The organism is Streptomyces sp. NPDC006207 (assembly GCF_040613835.1).
Taxonomy (GTDB): Bacteria; Actinomycetota; Actinomycetes; order Streptomycetales; family Streptomycetaceae; genus Actinacidiphila.
On sequence record NZ_JBEXSX010000078.1, the window covers coordinates 1 to 16,016 of the forward strand.

Annotated in this window: 15 protein-coding genes and 5 pseudogenes; 9 read left to right on the forward strand and 11 right to left on the reverse strand. The window is 68.8% G+C overall.

Features of this window, described 5'->3' with window-relative positions; all coding sequences use genetic code 11:
* Positions 1 to 442: 442 nt before the first annotated feature.
* Both ABZ312_RS39110 and ABZ312_RS39115 read right to left on the reverse strand, forming a co-directional pair.
* Positions 443 to 727, reverse strand: a complete 285-nt coding sequence (locus ABZ312_RS39110; protein ID WP_500439771.1) for a hypothetical protein — start codon at positions 725 to 727, stop codon at positions 443 to 445.
* A 123-nt stretch (positions 728 to 850) separates the two neighbouring features.
* Positions 851 to 1,051, reverse strand: coding sequence for a hypothetical protein (locus tag ABZ312_RS39115; RefSeq protein WP_500332081.1), 201 nt, complete (start codon positions 1,049 to 1,051; stop codon positions 851 to 853).
* Between the two features lie 500 nt (positions 1,052 to 1,551).
* On the opposite strand from ABZ312_RS39115, the pseudogene ABZ312_RS39120 reads away from it, so the two are divergent.
* From ABZ312_RS39120 to ABZ312_RS39135, 4 genes and pseudogenes are all read left to right on the forward strand, one after another.
* Positions 1,552 to 1,716 (forward strand): annotated as a pseudogene (locus tag ABZ312_RS39120) (DUF6233 domain-containing protein); the annotation flags it as partial.
* 59 nt (positions 1,717 to 1,775) lie between these two features.
* Positions 1,776 to 2,392: pseudogene (locus ABZ312_RS39125) on the forward strand (transposase).
* Between the two features lie 767 nt (positions 2,393 to 3,159).
* A pseudogene (locus ABZ312_RS39130) lies at positions 3,160 to 3,321 on the forward strand (IS256 family transposase); the annotation flags it as partial.
* A gap of 132 nt (positions 3,322 to 3,453) precedes the next feature.
* On the forward strand, positions 3,454 to 3,630 hold the full coding sequence (locus ABZ312_RS39135) for a hypothetical protein (protein ID WP_500439772.1): 177 nt from the start codon (positions 3,454 to 3,456) through the stop codon (positions 3,628 to 3,630).
* Between the two features lie 532 nt (positions 3,631 to 4,162).
* On the opposite strand, the gene ABZ312_RS39140 is transcribed toward ABZ312_RS39135, so the two are convergent.
* Entirely contained in the window at positions 4,163 to 4,783 is a 621-nt protein-coding gene (locus tag ABZ312_RS39140; protein WP_500359969.1) for a TetR/AcrR family transcriptional regulator, read from the reverse strand.
* Positions 4,784 to 4,882: 99 nt separating this feature from the next.
* Between ABZ312_RS39140 and ABZ312_RS39145 the strand changes: the two genes are divergently transcribed.
* Complete coding sequence (locus tag ABZ312_RS39145) at positions 4,883 to 6,052, forward strand: alpha/beta hydrolase family protein (protein WP_500439773.1); 1,170 nt, start codon at positions 4,883 to 4,885, stop codon at positions 6,050 to 6,052.
* 169 nt (positions 6,053 to 6,221) lie between these two features.
* Here the strand turns inward: ABZ312_RS39145 and ABZ312_RS39150 are convergent, their stop codons facing one another.
* Positions 6,222 to 6,950 (reverse strand): SDR family oxidoreductase, encoded by a 729-nt coding sequence (locus ABZ312_RS39150; protein WP_500332077.1) that lies wholly within the window; start codon positions 6,948 to 6,950, stop codon positions 6,222 to 6,224.
* A gap of 76 nt (positions 6,951 to 7,026) precedes the next feature.
* On the opposite strand from ABZ312_RS39150, the gene ABZ312_RS39155 reads away from it, so the two are divergent.
* On the forward strand, positions 7,027 to 7,404 hold the full coding sequence (locus tag ABZ312_RS39155; protein WP_500332076.1) for a MerR family transcriptional regulator: 378 nt from the start codon (positions 7,027 to 7,029) through the stop codon (positions 7,402 to 7,404).
* An 805-nt stretch (positions 7,405 to 8,209) separates the two neighbouring features.
* Here ABZ312_RS39155 and ABZ312_RS39160 read toward each other — a convergent pair.
* The 3 genes from ABZ312_RS39160 to ABZ312_RS39170 form a co-directional block, all read right to left on the reverse strand.
* The gene (locus tag ABZ312_RS39160) at positions 8,210 to 8,734 is read right to left on the reverse strand and encodes a hypothetical protein (RefSeq protein ID WP_500439774.1); all 525 of its coding nucleotides are present in this window, start codon (positions 8,732 to 8,734) and stop codon (positions 8,210 to 8,212) included.
* 231 nt (positions 8,735 to 8,965) lie between these two features.
* The gene (locus ABZ312_RS39165; protein ID WP_500439775.1) at positions 8,966 to 10,228 is read right to left on the reverse strand and encodes a hypothetical protein; all 1,263 of its coding nucleotides are present in this window, start codon (positions 10,226 to 10,228) and stop codon (positions 8,966 to 8,968) included.
* Entirely contained in the window at positions 10,221 to 11,759 is a 1,539-nt protein-coding gene (locus tag ABZ312_RS39170) for an alkaline phosphatase D family protein (RefSeq protein ID WP_500439776.1), read from the reverse strand. The genes ABZ312_RS39165 and ABZ312_RS39170 overlap by 8 nt, the downstream gene beginning before the upstream one ends.
* A 326-nt stretch (positions 11,760 to 12,085) precedes the next feature.
* On the opposite strand from ABZ312_RS39170, the gene ABZ312_RS39175 reads away from it, so the two are divergent.
* Positions 12,086 to 12,262 carry a hypothetical protein gene (locus ABZ312_RS39175; protein ID WP_500332072.1) on the forward strand — a complete coding sequence of 59 codons (177 nt, stop codon included), beginning with the start codon at positions 12,086 to 12,088 and terminating at the stop codon, positions 12,260 to 12,262.
* Positions 12,263 to 12,381: 119 nt separating this feature from the next.
* Here the strand turns inward: ABZ312_RS39175 and ABZ312_RS39180 are convergent, their stop codons facing one another.
* A complete protein-coding gene (locus ABZ312_RS39180; RefSeq protein ID WP_500332071.1) occupies positions 12,382 to 12,573 on the reverse strand; it encodes a hypothetical protein in 192 nt (63 codons plus the stop codon).
* Between the two features lie 602 nt (positions 12,574 to 13,175).
* Between ABZ312_RS39180 and ABZ312_RS39185 the strand changes: the two genes are divergently transcribed.
* The gene (locus tag ABZ312_RS39185; protein ID WP_500439777.1) at positions 13,176 to 13,670 is read left to right on the forward strand and encodes a GNAT family N-acetyltransferase; all 495 of its coding nucleotides are present in this window, start codon (positions 13,176 to 13,178) and stop codon (positions 13,668 to 13,670) included.
* Between the two features lie 77 nt (positions 13,671 to 13,747).
* Positions 13,748 to 14,421 (forward strand): annotated as a pseudogene (locus ABZ312_RS39190) (IS701 family transposase); the annotation flags it as partial.
* Here ABZ312_RS39190 and ABZ312_RS39195 read toward each other — a convergent pair.
* From ABZ312_RS39195 to ABZ312_RS39205, 3 genes and pseudogenes are all read right to left on the reverse strand, one after another.
* A pseudogene (locus tag ABZ312_RS39195) lies at positions 14,405 to 14,656 on the reverse strand (GNAT family N-acetyltransferase); the annotation flags it as partial. The pseudogenes ABZ312_RS39190 and ABZ312_RS39195 sit on opposite strands and share 17 nt — an antisense overlap.
* A gap of 189 nt (positions 14,657 to 14,845) precedes the next feature.
* On the reverse strand, positions 14,846 to 15,499 hold the full coding sequence (locus ABZ312_RS39200; RefSeq protein ID WP_500439778.1) for a DUF305 domain-containing protein: 654 nt from the start codon (positions 15,497 to 15,499) through the stop codon (positions 14,846 to 14,848).
* An 89-nt stretch (positions 15,500 to 15,588) separates the two neighbouring features.
* Positions 15,589 to 15,999 carry a DUF6153 family protein gene (locus ABZ312_RS39205; RefSeq protein ID WP_500359975.1) on the reverse strand — a complete coding sequence of 137 codons (411 nt, stop codon included), beginning with the start codon at positions 15,997 to 15,999 and terminating at the stop codon, positions 15,589 to 15,591.
* Positions 16,000 to 16,016: the final 17 nt, after the last annotated feature.

Below are 16,016 nucleotides of genomic sequence, written 5' to 3' on the forward strand. Positions count from 1 at the left end.
CTCGACCCGTACGTCGTGCTTGCCGTGCCACACGGTCGCCCGCATGATCGATCACTTCCTCGCGGTTGTCCCTCACGGCAGGACCATCGGGTACCCGAGGACACGCCGGTGAACCGCCCGTCCGCATGCTCATCTGGCCGGTCAGTGCCGGGGGCGTTAGAGACCGTACGGTCCGGGAACGCGTGAGTGAGCCCCGCCACGATGGCGCGCAGCAAAGCAGATGCGGCTTTGGGGCGAGGGCGTGAAGTTGGCGGGGCGCGGGCGCGTGGCGTCGGCCGAGGGCCCCGGGCAGTAGGGCGGCCCCGCCGAGGGTTGGGAAGGACGCGCCGGCGGGGCCGCGTGGGGCGCCCGCCCGGCACTCACCACGTAACCGGGCGGGCTGCTTGGGGGTCTACGGGCTACGCTCCGCGCGGGCGGGGATCATGAGGTTCCAGCCGTGCGGTTACCCGAGAATCACTATGACGCCGTTGCCGTAGCCGGGTCCGTATCCATAGCCATAGCCAGGTCCGTACCCGAATCCGGGTCCGTAGCCATAGCCGCCGTATCCATATCCGCCGTAGCCGCAGCCGTAACCCCAGCAGCCGCCGTGGTCGACGACGGACTGGTGGGTGGCGGTGGCGGTCTGCTGTGGCGCGGCAGCGGCCGTGCCGACCCCGACGAGCGCGAGGATAGGCGCCGCGAGGGCGGCGGCTGCGACCCGGCGGGCGGTGATGCTGTTGATGCGCATGGTCGTTCCTAAGGGTGGCGGTCCTGCCGCGGCAGGCGGGTCAGCGTTTGACGGGACCGCGTCTGAGGCCCGCCTTGACCGCTTGCATTGGCCCCGCACGGCCAGACGGGCGCATCGGCTGTCTTATGGGCTGCGCTCCGCGCGGGCGGGCATCAGCAGGTTCCAGCCGACTCCGGAGCAGTTTTCCGGTACCGGCGGGAAGGTGTGGCCCTGCACGTTTGTGCTCGTGATGGTGAAGCGGTGGCCCTGACCGCAGGTGCATTCGTAGATGCCGCTGGCGGGGACTTTCTCGCCAGGGCGGTGCATGCGGGTCATCTCGTCCATGTAACCTCCTCGCCGGCCGGGGCCTGAGTGGAGCAGGCCCCGGCTTGCAAGGCGTGACCGCCGAGAGGGGGGAGCCTCTCGGGGAACCGCCCGAACGGGGGGCGAAACGAGCGGCTCCGGCTGGTCGCCTTACCTCGCAGACGTCTCCGAAACCCTCGGGGCGGGAAACTCCTCGTGCTCCGGCGGGGCCGTGATCCGCATACGACAGCGATGTAGTGCGCGTCCACCACGGGGACCTGCCGACGGGCGTGCCCGGGGCGGACGTCGAGGCCTACCCGTCGGACCGGCGGCCTCGGGTGGAGGTGCGAGTCGGCGGCCAGCGGCATCAGGCGACCGTGTTCGTGAAGTTCAAGCACGCCGACGGGCGCGTCACGCTGCTGATGAGGGTCTGTTTCCTCGAGGACGACGGGTGGCCGGTGCACTACTGGCGGCGGTACAGGTGGTCCCCGGAGGCCATCCGCGTGCCGGGCCGGGTGTCGGCAGAGCCAGCCGGACGGTAGCTGGCGGCGGGGTGGAAGCTCGCGCACGTGCCGTTGGAGGGTGGCGGGCACGGCATCCTGCACCGGGCGCGTTGCTCGCAGGCTTCCGGGGGGACACTCACCCGGCAGGAGGCGCTTGCGGCGCTGGAGGTGGACATCGTCTCGCCGTGCGAGGAGTGCCACCCCGAGGCGGAACTCCAGGCGGGCCAAAGAAGGCATCTCAATCGGCTCGGTAGTCTGCGAGCGTGGGGATCGTTGAGCGGCTGGTGCCGGATGAGTTGTGGGCCTTGTTGCAACGGGTGGTACCGCCTGCACCGACCAGGCCGCAAGGCGGTGGCCGGCGACGGCACGGGGATCGGGAAGTGCTGGCGGCCATCGTGTTCGTGGCGACGTCGGGCTGCACGTGGCAGCAGTTGCCGGCGCCGTCGTTCGGGCCGTCGGGAGCGACTGCGTATCGCCGGTTCACGGAATGGACCAAGGCCCGGGTGTGGGCGAAACTGCACCGCCTGATGCTCGACGAGCTCGGCACACGCGGCGAGCTGGACTGGAGCCGGTGCGCGATCGACTCGGTGAACATGCGGGCCCTGAAAGGAGGGACCTGACAGGCCCGAATCCTAATGGGCAGCGAAGCGAGTCATCGCTATCGGGATCTCAGGAGCGAACAACATGACAGCCAGGCGCTGACCGGACAACGCCTACGACTACGCTCACCTGCGACGATGGTTACGGCAACGAGGCATCGCCCACCGCATCGCCCGCAAGGGCATCGAGCCATCCGCACGCCTGGGACGGCATCGCTGACTTCCTGGCCTACACCAGCATCGCCTGCACCCTCATCTTCTATCGCAGACTCACCAAATGAGACGACTCTATAGCTGGTGAAGCCAGGCTGTGACCAGCAGTACCGTCAGTACCCCCAGTACCCCGGCCAGCAGGACCGGCCACCACGGAACTCGTTCACCGGAGGCACCCCGGTCAAGCGCCCGGTCGGCAACCGTGACACCGCGCAGTGCACCGAGCGCGACCAGCACCACCGGAATCGCGAGAGCTGCATGCGCTGCCCAGGCCCCCACTAGCGTGGGTCCACCCCACGAGTGCTGGTAATCATGGTCATCGATGAGGGGGTATAACAGCCCGTTTCCCGTTGCCTGGCCGGCCAACAACGCCACCGCCGCGCCGAACAGTCCAAGTACCACACCGCAGCCCCCGCGCAGGATGAGTAGCCCCCGATGCGTCCTGAGGCCCAGGACGAGTCTTGCCAGGGCAACCGGGAGCAGCACCGACCCCTTCGCCGCATCACGCCATACCGAGGCTCCTACGAGACTGGTCACCAAGGGGAGTCGATCGAGAAGAAGCGCCGTGGGACGCCGATTGTCTGCCATACCAACAAGGGAACCAACCAATGAACGTCGTCTCCATGGTGGTAGCCCGAGTGGAGGAACTCAGGGTTTCCCCCTTCCGGTGCTTCGTTCGGCCGCAACTCACACGCCGCAACCAGGCCTGCGGAGTACCCGGGAAAGCGCGTCTTGGCTCGCACCCTGGCTCGGCCCGCTGCCCGCCCGGCTGCCCAAGCCGCCGCCTGGGGACTGTAAAGAAGCGGTGTAACTCCCGATCAAGGAAGAACACCTGATGAGCGACGTGACTGCCTCTGTCGAGGCGGTTGAAGAGGTCCGCCCGGTCGAGCTGTCGGCGGATCTGCTGAACGACCAGTTGATCGGGCAGCTGGTCGATCGGGCCCGCGCGAGCGGCCTCCAGTTGACCGGTGAGGGCGGCCTCTTGCAGCAGCTGACCTGCAGTACTGGGAGCTGTCCGGCCGATCATGTGACTACGTGATGTCCGGGTCGTTGATGTGGACATGGGGCGCGGCGATCTGACAGACGCAGAGTGGGAACGGCTGTCGAAGCGAGCGTCCCTGGAGTACCAGTGGGAGCTGTCCCCGTCGCGCCCGGCTGGAAGGCGGGCGGCTGGAAGGCGGGCGGCTGGAAGGCGGGCGGCTGGAAGGCGGGCGGCTGGCCGGCGGAGTTCACCTTCCGGGACCTGGCGGAACCCGACGATGAGCTGTGCTGCGGCGAGTGCGGCGGCCCGGTTGAGTGCTGCTGACGGTCGACGGCGGCGAGCGCGGTTCGGTGGCGGAAGCTGGACCGCGGTGGAGCTCCGAGAGCTTGTCGAGGCGGACCCGGGCGCGTATCCGCTCGCTTACGAGCCCACACAGATCCAGATTGGGCGGGGCCACGTCCTCCAGTTCTACTACTGCCTGGCCGACCCGAGGCACCTGCCACGCACGATCATGCAGTAATCGGGGCCCCGCCATCTCGCATCGGCTCGAGGCAGAGCGGCGCGAGGAGAACCGGGGCCGCGCGCCCAGCTTGCTGAACGCGTCCAGCTTCTCGCCCGCCCGGCTTCTGCACCGCACCGCGCAGTCGTCGCGCAGGTTCCGGGAAGCTGGAGACCTTTGTCGCCGATGACGTGCGAGGGCCGGTTCCGAGGCTGCCCGGGTCCGATCCGTACCACGTGGAGGGGCCCGGCATGACGGCGGTGAACCGTGTGCAGACGCTGCGGTGGTGAGCGGATCGCTCACCACCAGCCCCGCACGTGGGACAGCCTGGCGCCCGTCGCCGGGCCGCCCTGACGGTCAGGGCCGGCGGACGGCCGCCTTCAGGGCTGCGAGGGTGGCGGCTGTCAGTGTTTCGAGGTAGTCGTCGTCGCTGTGCTCGTCGATGAGCACCATGCGGAAGACGAGAGGCGCGATGAGCAGGTCGGTGGCGAGTTCCATGTCCAGCGTGGGCGGGAGTTCGCCGTGGTCGATCGCGTCTTGCAGGATCGCGCGTGCCGCGAGCCGCCGCGGCGCGGCCACTTCCGTGTGAAGCATGGTCGCCAGGGTGCTGTCGCGGCGGGATTCGGCGAGCAGTTCGGCCCCGATCAGGGCGAGCAGCGGATTGGCCAGTTGGCTGCGGTAAGCCGCGAGCAGTTCGCGCAGGTCGGTGTGCAGGTCGCCGGTAGCCGGAGTGCGGGGGAGCGTTTCGGTGACCTTGCTGCGGATCAACTCTGTGATCATTGCCTGCTTCGAGGGCCAGCGTCGGTAGAGCGCGGCCTTGCCCACCCCGGCACGCCGGGCCACCGCAACCATCGACAACCGTGCATACCCGGCATCGGCGAGTTCGCCGAAGGCCGCTTCGGTGATCGCCTCGGTCACCCGCTCGCGCAGGACCGCCCCGCCGGACACCGGCCGGCCCTTCTTCTGCTGCACTGCCACGCTCACGAGCATAGCGAACGGAACGGCACCGTTCCATGTGCTACGGTCGGAGCTAGATGGAACGGTGCCGTTCCGTTCCCTCAGGGAAGGGAGCCGGAGATGAAGTTCCTCTACGACGACGAGTCCTTCTCCTTCGAGGCGCTGCGGGCCGCGGGCTATGCCGCCTACGGCGGCGCCGACCTGGGTGAGGTCCTGGTCACGTGCCGGAAGATCCCCGAGGGAGACGAGGAAGCCTGGTCGGCCCGGTGGGGCGCAACGGCGGCGCGCGTCGAGCGCATCGGCCGGGACGCGCTGGCCGCCGGTCACCGGGTCAGCGCCCGCGAAGCCCTGCTGCGCGCGTCCAACTACTACCGGACCGCTGACTTCTACCGCCGGGAGAACCCCGCCGACGACGCCGAGTCGGCGCGGCTGGCCAGGGCCTCGCAGCAGACGTTCGCCGACGCGGCCGGCCTGCTCGGCACCCCGGCCCGCGCGGTGCCTATCCCCCACGAGGACACCGCGCTGCCCGGCTACCTGTTCTTCGCCGACGACTCGGGGACCCCGCGCCCGACCCTGATCTACCACGGCGGGTACGACTCCACCCTCGAGGAGAACTACCTGGCGTTGGCCGCGGGCGCGCTGCGGCGCGGCTACAACGTCCTCACCTTCGACGGCCCCGGCCAGGGCAGCACCGTCCGCGACCAGGGCCTGCACTTCCGGCCCGACTGGGAGGCCGTGGTCACCCCGGCCGTCGACTTCGCGCTCACCGTGCCCGAGCTGGACGCCGAGAAACTCGTACTGATCGGCACGAGCCTCGGCGGCTACCTCGCCGCCAGGGCGGCCGCCTTCGAACACCGCATCGCAGCGTGCGTTCTGCACGACGGTGTCTACGACTTCCACGAAGTCGTGAAGGCGCTGGCCGCCCGCGCCGCTGCGACGCCCGGCGGCATCGAGGAGATGATGGCGCGGGACACCCAGGTACGCTGGGTGGTGCGCAACGGCCGGTGGGCCTTGGGTGTTTCCGGTTTCGACGAGCTCGTCAAGGCCAGCGAGGCCTACACCATGGCCGGCATCGCCGACCGCATCACCTGCCCGACACTCGTCCTCGACGCCGAGAACGACCAGTTCTTCCAGGGCCAGCCCAAGCGCCTCGTCGGTGAGCTGACCTGCCAGAAGGAACTGATCCTCTTCCGCGAGGACGAAGGCGCCGGCGAGCACTGCCACGAGGGTGCCATCTCCCTCTTCCACCAACGCGCCTTCGACTGGCTCGACACCCTGCTCGCCCACTGACCCCGGAGGGCGGACTGCTGATCAGGTCGAGTCCTGCCGGAGCGGCTGCGGATCGCCGCTCCAGCAGGCGGGCACCGAGCACTGCCGAACCCGGAACGGTTCAGTTGGTGGAGTTCGAGAGGCCGATCGAGAAGCAGCCGACCGAGGTCCGTGCGGTCGGAGGGGACCCTCAGGCCGCCATCAGCGCCGCCAGGGCGCGGTCCATTGCGGCGTTGAACTCTTCGGGCGTCAGCGGAAGACGGGACTTGACGTCCCGACTCCACTGGTCGGCGAGGACCTCGGCGGAGCCCGCCTCGACTCCGTCGAGCGCCGCGTCGGCCAGGTCCGGCGGCGCGATCTTGTCCACGGGCCAGCCCGCGGCCATGTCGGTGTCGGCCAAGCCGAGGTGTACCGCTGTGACGAGCGTGCCCTGCTCGGCGAGCTCCAGGCGGACGCCGTTGGTCATGGCCCAGGCGGCGGCCTTGGTCAGGTGGTAGGCATTGGCGCCCTTGCCCCCGAACCACGACATGGCGGAGAGGACGTTGACGATCGCGCCCCCGCCGTTCCCGGCGAGCGCCGGCGCGAACTCCCGGATCATTCCCAGGTGGCCGAACATGTTGGTCTCCAGCTCGTGCCGCACCGCGTCCAGCGAACCGGTCACCAGGTCGGTCCCCGTAGAGATTCCCGCGTTGTTGATGAGCAGCGATACGTCCGGGGCGGCCTCGGCGGCGGCCCTCACGGATGCGGGATCGGCGATGTCAAGGGCCAGCACCTCGACCCCGGGCAGGTCCACGGTCTCAGGTCGGCGGGCCGTCGCGTAGACCTTGCGGGCGCCGCGTTCGAGCAGGCGCTGGGCGAAGGCGCGGCCCAGGCCGCGGTTGGCTCCGGTGACAAGGGCGACGGAGTTGTTGATATCCATGCCCGGTACGCTAGAACCTGACGTTGACGTCAGAGGCAAGTGCTGGTCCTCAGGGCCAGGGGTGAGAGGAATCACCATGACCGTTACAGCGGCCGCGGCCGAGCGGTTGATCCGCATCGGCGAGGTGGCACGGGGTGCCGGCGTCTCGGTACGCGCCGTGCGCTACTACGAGCAGCAGGGGCTGCTCATCGCGGAGCGCAGCCCGTCCGGCCAGCGCCTGTACCGGCAGGACGCCATCCTCCTGGTCCGCTTCTTCCAGCAGATGTTCGCCGCCGGCCTGACCAGCCGAAGGATCAGCGAACTCCTTCCGTGCTGGGTCGCCGGGCACACCGACGCCCAGCAGCGAGCCATGCTGCGCGCCGAGCGTGAGCGCATCCAGGGCAAGATCGACGACCTGCAGGCCGCCCTGGACCGCCTTGACGAGGTCATCGCGATCACGGACACGCACCCGTAGGGGCGGTCGGCCAGACGTCTCACCAGCGATTGACCGATGAGGAGTCATCGAGGGGGAAATGTCGTCGGGTGGCCGACGCGATTTTCGGTGTTCGGGCAGGGCGGAGACCAGCGCGGTGGTCTGGTTCTCCAGGGTCTTTCCGGTCGTAAGCGGGCGCGTGCCGGCGCGAAGTCGCCGGCCACGAGCCGCTAGTACTCCAGCGGCGCGTCTACGGTGCAGTCGGCCATGGCGCCCAGAGCCTCACGGGCGGTGAGCCAGGCGTGCAGGGCCGCGCGGGTGGGATCGGAGAGCTGAACGTCCTCCACCACCGGGTCGACGGCCTGGTCCCGTTTCCGGGGGCGGCGGGTGATCCGTATCGAGGTCAGGTCGGACGCGAAGTCGGCAATGCGGAGGCTCCAGAGCTCGCCGGAATCCTTCCCGCACAGGTGGGGGTGGTCCGGCAGTACGCCACGCGGCGCGGCTCGAGCAGCGTCCTTCCCCCGCAGGCAAGGGTCGTCCGCGGGTCGTAGAGGTCACCGGGATCTCCACCCGGCTATCCCCGCGCAGACGGGGGTGATCCGTAGCGGTCGTCGTGGAAACCGCTGACGAGGACGGTCTTCCCGTAGTCAGGCAAACGCCCTCTCCAGTACTTTGCCGGCTACCGGGAGAGCCCAAGTAGCCGCCGAGCCGCTGTAGAACTGGGGCGAGCCGCTGCCACGGTCGTACGTCGGCAGCCGCGCACCGCGGGACACAGCGATGCGCAGCACGTTCCTCAGCGCTTCGCATGCCTCGGTGAGTGAGGCAGGATTTCACAAGCGTCCTGGTGTCAGCGGACGTCGACGTAGTCTCCGGCGGCCCTAACTGCCGGGGTGGTCGACGTTCCAGCGAAGTAGTAGCGCCAGTAGCCGTCCACAGCGGCCTTCGCGGTGGACTTGAGGTTGCCGTGGGAGTCGCTGTGTGCGGTCCGGACCGTGGCGTACGTGCTCGTTCCCCGCTTGCGGAACTGTAGCCTGACGGGCTGGCCGGTGTAGCCGTGGTACTCCAGATCGTCCCACCAACTGGCTCGGGTCAGCTTGCCCGTGACGGTGATGGTCTTGCCCTTGCGGACCGGCTCGGGTGAGGCGTTCACCGTCAGGCGTGAGTTTCGCTGGATGCGGAGGCGGGAGAAGGGGCCGGAATAGGCGTATTCGCCGTTCTTCGCATAGGCGACGACGTACACCTTCCAGGTCCCGGCCGTCGCGTTCTTCAGCAGTACCGGATTGCCGCTGACCGTCTCCTTGCCCTCGACGTCGTACAGGACACCGGTCAGGCCTCGAAACGTCGGTCTGTGGTCGTACCACTTGGTCCCCACCTCTAGCTCGACGTTCCGGTCGATCGCCGAGAGCAGGCCTGGAACCGAGCGCTTGGCGATGGGGTCGCGGCGACTCCTGAAGGCCGCGACAGGCACAGCCGATTCCGGGCCGCTCCGCGGAGGTGATCCGGCAGCGGTGCCGCAGGACCGCGTTCTTGCGCGGTTCCGGAACCGACTGCCGGATCTCCCCACCCGGGGTGGCCCGGTGGACGTCCGCGGATCGAAAGGACGTCACCAGTCCGAGTTGGTCGCCCCCAGACTCAGCAGGACCTGGTCGAAGGTGTTGCCGTCGTTGTCATCGGTGTACGACATGGAGAGCGTGCCGAACGGGGAGGAAGCCAGCGAGAGCTGCTCCTGCCGACCGGTCGTGACCTGGCTGACGGACTGGGCCGGCAACCGGCCGGTGAAGGTGCCGTCGGGGTTGAGGCCCCGGGCCCAGACCGCCGGCTCGGTGCCGGCGACGCTCCAGCCGACCACGGCGTCGCGCTGGTCGTCGATGCCGACGGTGGGGTTGCCCGCTCCGGCTCCGCTGGAGACCTCGACCTCGGCCGAGCCGGCGGTGCCGGTCGCGGTGAACGATCGGGCCCAGACGCCACGGGTCCCGGTGTGATCGGATTCCCACGCCACGGCGAAGTCGCCGTTGAAGTCGGCAGCTACGGCCGGGCGCTGCTGCTGCCCGTCGCCGAGGCTGTTGGCACTGCGGCGGCTGAGCGTGACCGCCCCGTTCGCCTTGGCCAGCTTCACCAGACCGATCTGGTAGACGCCGTCGTTGTCGGTGTCCTCGTCCCAGACGACGACGGCGTCGCCCGAGGCGGAGGTCGCGACGTCCGGGTTGTGGTGCGCGCCGCCGGCCGCGTTGACCGTCACCTCGTAGGCCTTGGTCGTGGTCCCGGTGAACCCGGCCGCCTTCACCGTCGCCGCTGCTGTGCCCTGGACGTCCTCCCACACCACGGAGAACGGGACCGCCGTGGTGCTGTTGGGCGCGCCGTCCGGATCGACCGCGACGCGCGGATGGATCTGCTGGCCGTCGGCGCTCGCGTTGGCCTGGCCGGAGCCGAGGAGCGCGCCGGCCGGGGAGAGCACACGGTAGGTGATGTTGTAGAACCCGTTGCCGTCCGGGTCCTCCGCCCACACGACGACGGCGTTGCCCCGGTCGTCGAGTCCCACGTCGGGTTGGAGATGCCGCCAGGCCACGCCCGTGGTCCCGCCGGCCGAGAGCTTCTTCTCGTAGGCCGAGACGCCGTTGCGGTACATCCGCACCCACACGTCGCTGTGCGCGTTGTCGCCCGGGCTGGTCGAGTCGCGGTCGTCCTCCCACACCACCGCGACGTCGCCGAGGCGGTTGGCCGCGATCGAGGCGGTGTCCTGGTCACCGGCGGAGTCGCTGTTCGCGGTCGTCCAGGACGAGGGACCCGCCGCCGAGGCCGGGGCGACCATGGCGAGGACGGCGACCAGGCCGGCGACGGCTGCGCCGAGTACGGAGGGCTTACGCATCGGCCAACCCCGGCTTTCCGTCGTGGATGACAAAGGTCCGGGAGGTGGTCGCCGGCGCGCCGTGTTCGGTCACCGTCGCCACCGACCGGAAGTCGGCTGTGAGCTGCGACGGCGTGATGTGCGTACGGACGTAGCCGCGCCGTTCGGAGTAGAAGCGCAGATGCGGGTTGAGCGATCCGTTGGGGATCGTCGTGGTGGCGCTTCCGTTGCCGGTGCTGGTGATGGAGGTGCAGACGAGCTCGGAGCCGATCGTCGCCGACGACGGATTGGCATAGTCGGCCTTGAGGTCGTTGGCCCATGCCGTATGCACGTCACCGGTGAGGACGACCGGGTTGCGTACGCCGCGGTCGATGATGCCCTGCTGGATCCGCGCCCGGCTGGCCCGGTACCCGTCCCAGGCATCCATGTTCATCGCACCCGCCGAGTTGACGTTGCGGGCGAAGAAGACCTGCTGGCCTATGAGGTCCCAGGTGCTCAGGTGCTGGCCGAGTCCGTCGAGCAACCATGCCTCCTGGTTCGCGCCGGTGATCGAACGGGCCGGTAGATCGGCGTCGGCGCAGACCTTCATCCCGTCGCCGCAGGCCTGGTCGTCGCGGAACTGGCGGGTGTCGAGCATGTGGAATGTGGCGAGGGTGCCCCAGCGGACCCGACGGTAGAGCTGGATGGTGTTGCCGGAGGGCGTCGCGGCGGCCCGCAGCGGCATGTTCTCGAAGTAGGCCTGGTACGCGGCGGTGCGACGCGCCGTCCACTGGGCCGCCGTCAGCACCGGACTGCTGTCGGCGCGGACCATGTTGGCGTAGTTGTTCTCCACCTCGTGGTCGTCCGGCACGACCAGCCAGGGCGCGATCGCGTGCGCGGCCTGCAGGTCGGGGTCGCTGCGGTAGAGCGCGTAGCGGCGGCGGTAGTCGGCCAGCGACACGATCTCGCTGCCGAGGTGCTGACGCACGGCGCCGGCGGTGGCGCCACTCTCGTAGATGTAGTCGCCCAGGTGCAGGATCAGGTCGGGGCGGTCGTCGGCCATGCGTCGGTAGGCGGTGTAGTAGCCCTGCTCGTAGTGGGAGCACGAGGCAAAGGCCATCGTGAAGTCTCGCCCGACCGTGTTCGGAGCCGGCGCGGTGCGGGTCCGGCCCACCGGGGAGATGAATCCCTGGGCCCGGAACCGGTAGTAGTACTCCGAGTCGGGAGCGAGTCCACCGGCCAGCACGTGCACCGCATGGGCTTGTGCGTAGCGCGCGGTGAACGTGCCTGAGCTGATGAGGGTGGTGAAGTTCTGGTTGGCCGACACCTGCCAGTCGACGGCGACGTCGGCGTTGGGCATGCCGCCCTGACCGTCCGCGTTGGTCGGTGTGGGAGCCAGACGCGTCCAGAGAACCACGCTGTTGTCGTCCGGTTCGCCGGAGGCGACACCGAGCGTGAAGGGGAAGGGGGTAGAGGCGGCGGCTGGCTGGGCCATCGCCCCGAGTTGGAGCGCTGCGACGCTCGCGGTGGTGAGCCCGCCTAGGATGAAGATGCGGCGACTGAGGTTGCTCATGGCCGCAGATGCTCGCGAACGCAGGTGAACTTCCCGCCCTGCGATGAGGACGGTCAAGTGACATGAGCGAAGCGCGAGTTGGGGGGCTTTTATACGGCTATCGCGGATGCCGGAGCTGGAACTCAGCCCCTGACCAGCCGTTGCGGTTCAGCCGCACTGTTCACATCCTCGGCGCCCGTTAACCACCCGTCCAAAGACGGCGCTGACACGCAACCCGTCCTTCATCTGCTGACATGCCTCGACCAACCAGCGGCACGTCCTGACGAGCCGTCATGTCTCTCACTGGGGAGCCCAGCAGGTCCCCCCTCCACCAATGTGTCGCGGCAGTGATCGCTCGTTTCCCGTTTTTCGGGGAGGACGAAGAGGAGAGGCGACAGGAAGCGGCGGACGAGATTCGCGAGCTCATCTCCGTTCTCGACGAGTCCGCATCCGTACACGACAGGTTCTGGGAAGCGTGCTGCGGCGACGTGGCGATGGGTGGCTACGCCCATGGGGACGTGTGAGTCTGGTTCGCCCTCAACCAAGCCGATCTTCAGCAAGCCGGGAGCCCGGTCGGCAAGCGGGTCGGTGACGGCGGTGACATAGGCGTGCGCAGTGCAGGGCCGGAGACGCCGGTCAGTTGTCACTCGTAACCGAGATCTTCTTCGGAGTGCAGGCGCCACCCGCCATCCTGCTTGACCAGGACGAAGGCGGTGCGCTCAAAAACGTCGTAGTACCCGGAGTCCGGGTCGTGGCCAGATGAGAACCAGCGTGCCTCGATTCGCGCCGCCTCCGGGGTCTCGCTGACGACGGTCACCTCTTCCAGTATGGTCACGGCGCCGAACCCATCAGTTCTGTCGCGGTTGTGCGCTCTGGCGTACTCGGCACAAAAGTCAGCAGGGCTCCGATAGAGCATCTGAACCTCTTGGGTACGAGTTGCGGCCGGTTTGTATTATGGAGCGTCATCGCGCTGGCAGATGAGCGTCCTGGGACTGTGGATCCCAGATGACCAGGCGGAACTCCGCTGCGAGCTCCTCGATCGCTTTGAGCGCCATGTCGCTCCTGGACGAGAGGCTCAGACTCATGACCACGTGGTCAATGCCGACCGCCAACGGCGTCGACATCCACGGAGAGTCCACGGCACAGGGCGGGCGATCCGGGAACCGCGAGCGCAGCCGCTCATAGAACCCAACAACCCGCTCATCCAGATCACCCTCCGCGTGGTTGCCAGAAGTGCACCTCTCGAACATCGCACACGCCGCCGCGGGGTCAGCCGTCGGACAGCGCTTTCATGGCCTCATCGAACGACTGAGGGTCCCTCGGCAGGGGAATCAGAATGGAGCCTAATACTCCAGTCGTAGATCGTTATGTGCCCTGGTCTTGGAGCTGTATGCAAAACCAGGTGGCCTCAGCGGACCATCTGGGTAAGGTCGGGCAATGCCCAAGCTGAAGCCGCTGCATGCTGGCCACGCCCCGGCGGTCCTGGCCTTCGAGCTGGCGAACCGCGCCTACTTCGCTGCCTCGATCTCCGACCGCGGCGACGACTTCTTCGACCAGTTCACCGACCGGTACAACGCCTCGCTGGCCGAGCAGGAGGCCGGCATCTGCGCCTTCTACGTGCTCGTCGCCGAGGACGGCTCGGTACTCGGCAGGTTCAACCTGTACGACTTGGAGGACGGCACTGCCAGACTCGGCTACCGGGTCGCGGAGCGGGTCGCCGGCCGCGGCGTGGCGACCGCAACCGTCCGGGAGCTGTGCCGGATGGCGGAGGCGATGTACGGCCTGCTCACACTGCGAGCGGCCACCTCCCACGACAACGCCGCGTCCCAGAAAGTCTTGGCCAAGGCCGGGTTCGTCTCGGTTGGCCCTGCCACCCCGGCCGATCTCGGCGGCAAGTCAGGCACTTGGTACCAACGCGACCTCCAGCCATAGACCGTGATCTTGCTCGTGGGTCGGCTGCGGGTCACAGCGTGAACCCTGCTCGCTGGCAGGAAGCGTTCGAGGGCCTGATGAGCCGGATAGCCGGCCGGTTCGCCCGGGTTGAACCCCGGCGTCGGGTACGGGATCTGATGCTGGGGCTGCTGTCGGACCTGCTACGCAAAAACTGTTGGAGCATCGCCGAGTGGGCCGGAGAAGACACCCCGGACGGCATGCAGCACCTGCTCGGCCGGGCCCGATGGGATGCCGACGCCCTGCGCGATGATGTGCGGGAGTATGTGGTGGAGCACCTGCACGACGACGCAGTCCCGGTGGTCGACGAAACCGGAGACCTGAAGAAGGGCACCCGCACCGTCGGGGTCCAGCGTCAGTACACCAGCACGGCGGGCAGAATCGAGAACTCCCAGGTCGCGGTCTACCTCGTCTACGCGGGCCGACGCGGGCACGCGGCGGTGGACCGTGAGCTGTACGTACCGCGCTCGTGGACCATCGACCCGGATCGCTGCCGGCCGCCGGACTCGGCGACCAGACCGTCTTCGCCACCAAACCGGAACTGGCCGTCCGCATGATCGGTCGGTTCCTGGACGTCGGGCACCGCGTGAGCTGGGTCGCAGGCGACGAGGTCTACGGCGGCAACCCGAAGCTGCGGGCCGCGCTCGAAGCGCGCGGGGTCGGCTACGTGCTCGCCGTCGCCAGTTCCCATGAAGTCGCCACCAGCGCGGGGAAGTCCCGAGGCCACGTCCTTGGTGTTCGGGGTGAACGCATACGTCGACGATCTGGAACGCGGTGCCGCCGTCACCGATGATGCGGCCCATGCCGATGGGCTGCCCCTCGTGGTGGACGAGTACGCCGTACCAGGTGTTGGGCAGGGCAAGCTCAACCGCCTCGGGGGCTTTGTCCGAGAGGCCGGCCTCGGTGCGCAGCCGGCGGAAGACCTCGACGGAGGGCACACCCGGGCTCAGCTCGTAAGGGTCGTACACGCTGGTCTCCTTTCTGGTGCGGGCGGGTGTCCGCTTTGGCCTACTGGTTCTTGGCTGGGATCAACCAAAGGGCGATGACGGCGGAGGCTGGGAAGTCGTGATCACCAGATGTCCGTCGTTTGAGGTGGCCGGGAAGCGTGCGTGAGCGGGGGGCGGCACGGGCGTGCCGCCCCCCGCGGTGGCTGCGGGTCAGCCGGCGTCGAGTATCTTGCGCATCTGGGTGATCTCCGCGGTCTGGGCGGTGACGATGTCGCCTGCCAGAGCCTTGGCGGCGGCGTAAGCGCCCTGGTCCTTCTCGGCCTTGGCCATGTCGATCGCGCCCTGGTGGTGCTCGATCATCATGGTCAGGAACATGGTGTCGAAGACCTTGCCGGAGGCGCCGTCCAGGTCGCCCATCTGATCGCTGCCCATCATGCCGGGCATGGACGAGGCGTCGCCGTGGTCCATGCCGGGCATCTCGTGGTCCATGCCGCCCATGTCCTGCGGGACGTCCTTGCCCCAGGCCGTCAGCCAGCCGGACATGGTGTTGATCTCCGGGTCCTGCGCCTGCTTGATCTTGTCCGCGAGGGACTTGACCTCACCGGAGGAGGCGCGGGTCGCAGCCATCTCGGCCATGGCGACGGCCTGGCGGTGGTGCGGGATCATCTGCTGCGCGAAGGTGACGTCGGCCTGGTTGTGCTGGCCGGCCGAGGTCGAGGCCGATGCGGAGGCGGTGGCAGCAGCGGGGGTGGGGTGGGTCCCTCCGGCGTGGTCGGTACCGCTGCAGGCGGCAAGGACGAGCGCGGCGGCAGCAGCGACAGCGGCCAGGGCAGCACGGCGGGAAAGGGAACGGCTCAGGGTCATGACTGGGGAACTCCAGGAGTGGAGGGGATCAGGGCATGGCTGTGCACGGCGGCACGCCGGTGGGGAAAGGCGCGCGCCGCGGGAGTTGCCTAGATCCGCAGGAGTTGGAGTTCGGCGAGCGAGGGCGGGCCACGTCCCCCGGCAGGCTCGTGGGGCACCCGGGTGATGGGGGGCGCTGTCGTGACGGGATCGCCGGTCACCGAAACGGTCAGCGCCGGGACGGCGGCCGAGCCGGGAAGGGCCCCGGAGGAACACATCTGATGGGCGTGGGCGCCATGGCCATCCACGCCGCCGCCGTCGTGGCATGCATGCGGCCCGCCGGTCTCGGCCGGCGCCATGTGCGAGGTGTGGGACCCGGTGTGCCCGCCCGGCACAGGATTGGCAAGAGCCAGGCCGTGCATGCCCAGCAGCCCGATCAGCACGGTGAGCACCAGCAGTGCCGGCGTCCGCCGCTGCCGGCGACGGGGCCGTGCAGACGGCGTCGGCTTGATCGGGCTCACGGCGTCATCCTAAGCGG

Excerpts from the sequence above, each read along its gene's own strand:
- ABZ312_RS39110 (WP_500439771.1), bottom strand. The coding sequence starts at position 727 with ATGCGCATCAACAGCATCACCGCCCGCCGGGTCGCAGCCGCCGCCCTC.
- ABZ312_RS39115 (WP_500332081.1), bottom strand. The coding sequence starts at position 1,051 with ATGGACGAGATGACCCGCATGCACCGCCCTGGCGAGAAAGTCCCCGCC.
- ABZ312_RS39145 (WP_500439773.1), top strand. The coding sequence starts at position 4,883 with ATGAAGTTCCTCTACGACGACGAGTCCTTCTCCTTCGAGGCGCTGCGG.
- ABZ312_RS39150 (WP_500332077.1), bottom strand. The coding sequence starts at position 6,950 with ATGGATATCAACAACTCCGTCGCCCTTGTCACCGGAGCCAACCGCGGC.
- ABZ312_RS39155 (WP_500332076.1), top strand. The coding sequence starts at position 7,027 with ATGACCGTTACAGCGGCCGCGGCCGAGCGGTTGATCCGCATCGGCGAG.
- ABZ312_RS39165 (WP_500439775.1), bottom strand. The coding sequence starts at position 10,228 with ATGCGTAAGCCCTCCGTACTCGGCGCAGCCGTCGCCGGCCTGGTCGCC.
- ABZ312_RS39170 (WP_500439776.1), bottom strand. The coding sequence starts at position 11,759 with ATGAGCAACCTCAGTCGCCGCATCTTCATCCTAGGCGGGCTCACCACC.
- ABZ312_RS39185 (WP_500439777.1), top strand. The coding sequence starts at position 13,176 with ATGCCCAAGCTGAAGCCGCTGCATGCTGGCCACGCCCCGGCGGTCCTG.
- ABZ312_RS39200 (WP_500439778.1), bottom strand. The coding sequence starts at position 15,499 with ATGACCCTGAGCCGTTCCCTTTCCCGCCGTGCTGCCCTGGCCGCTGTC.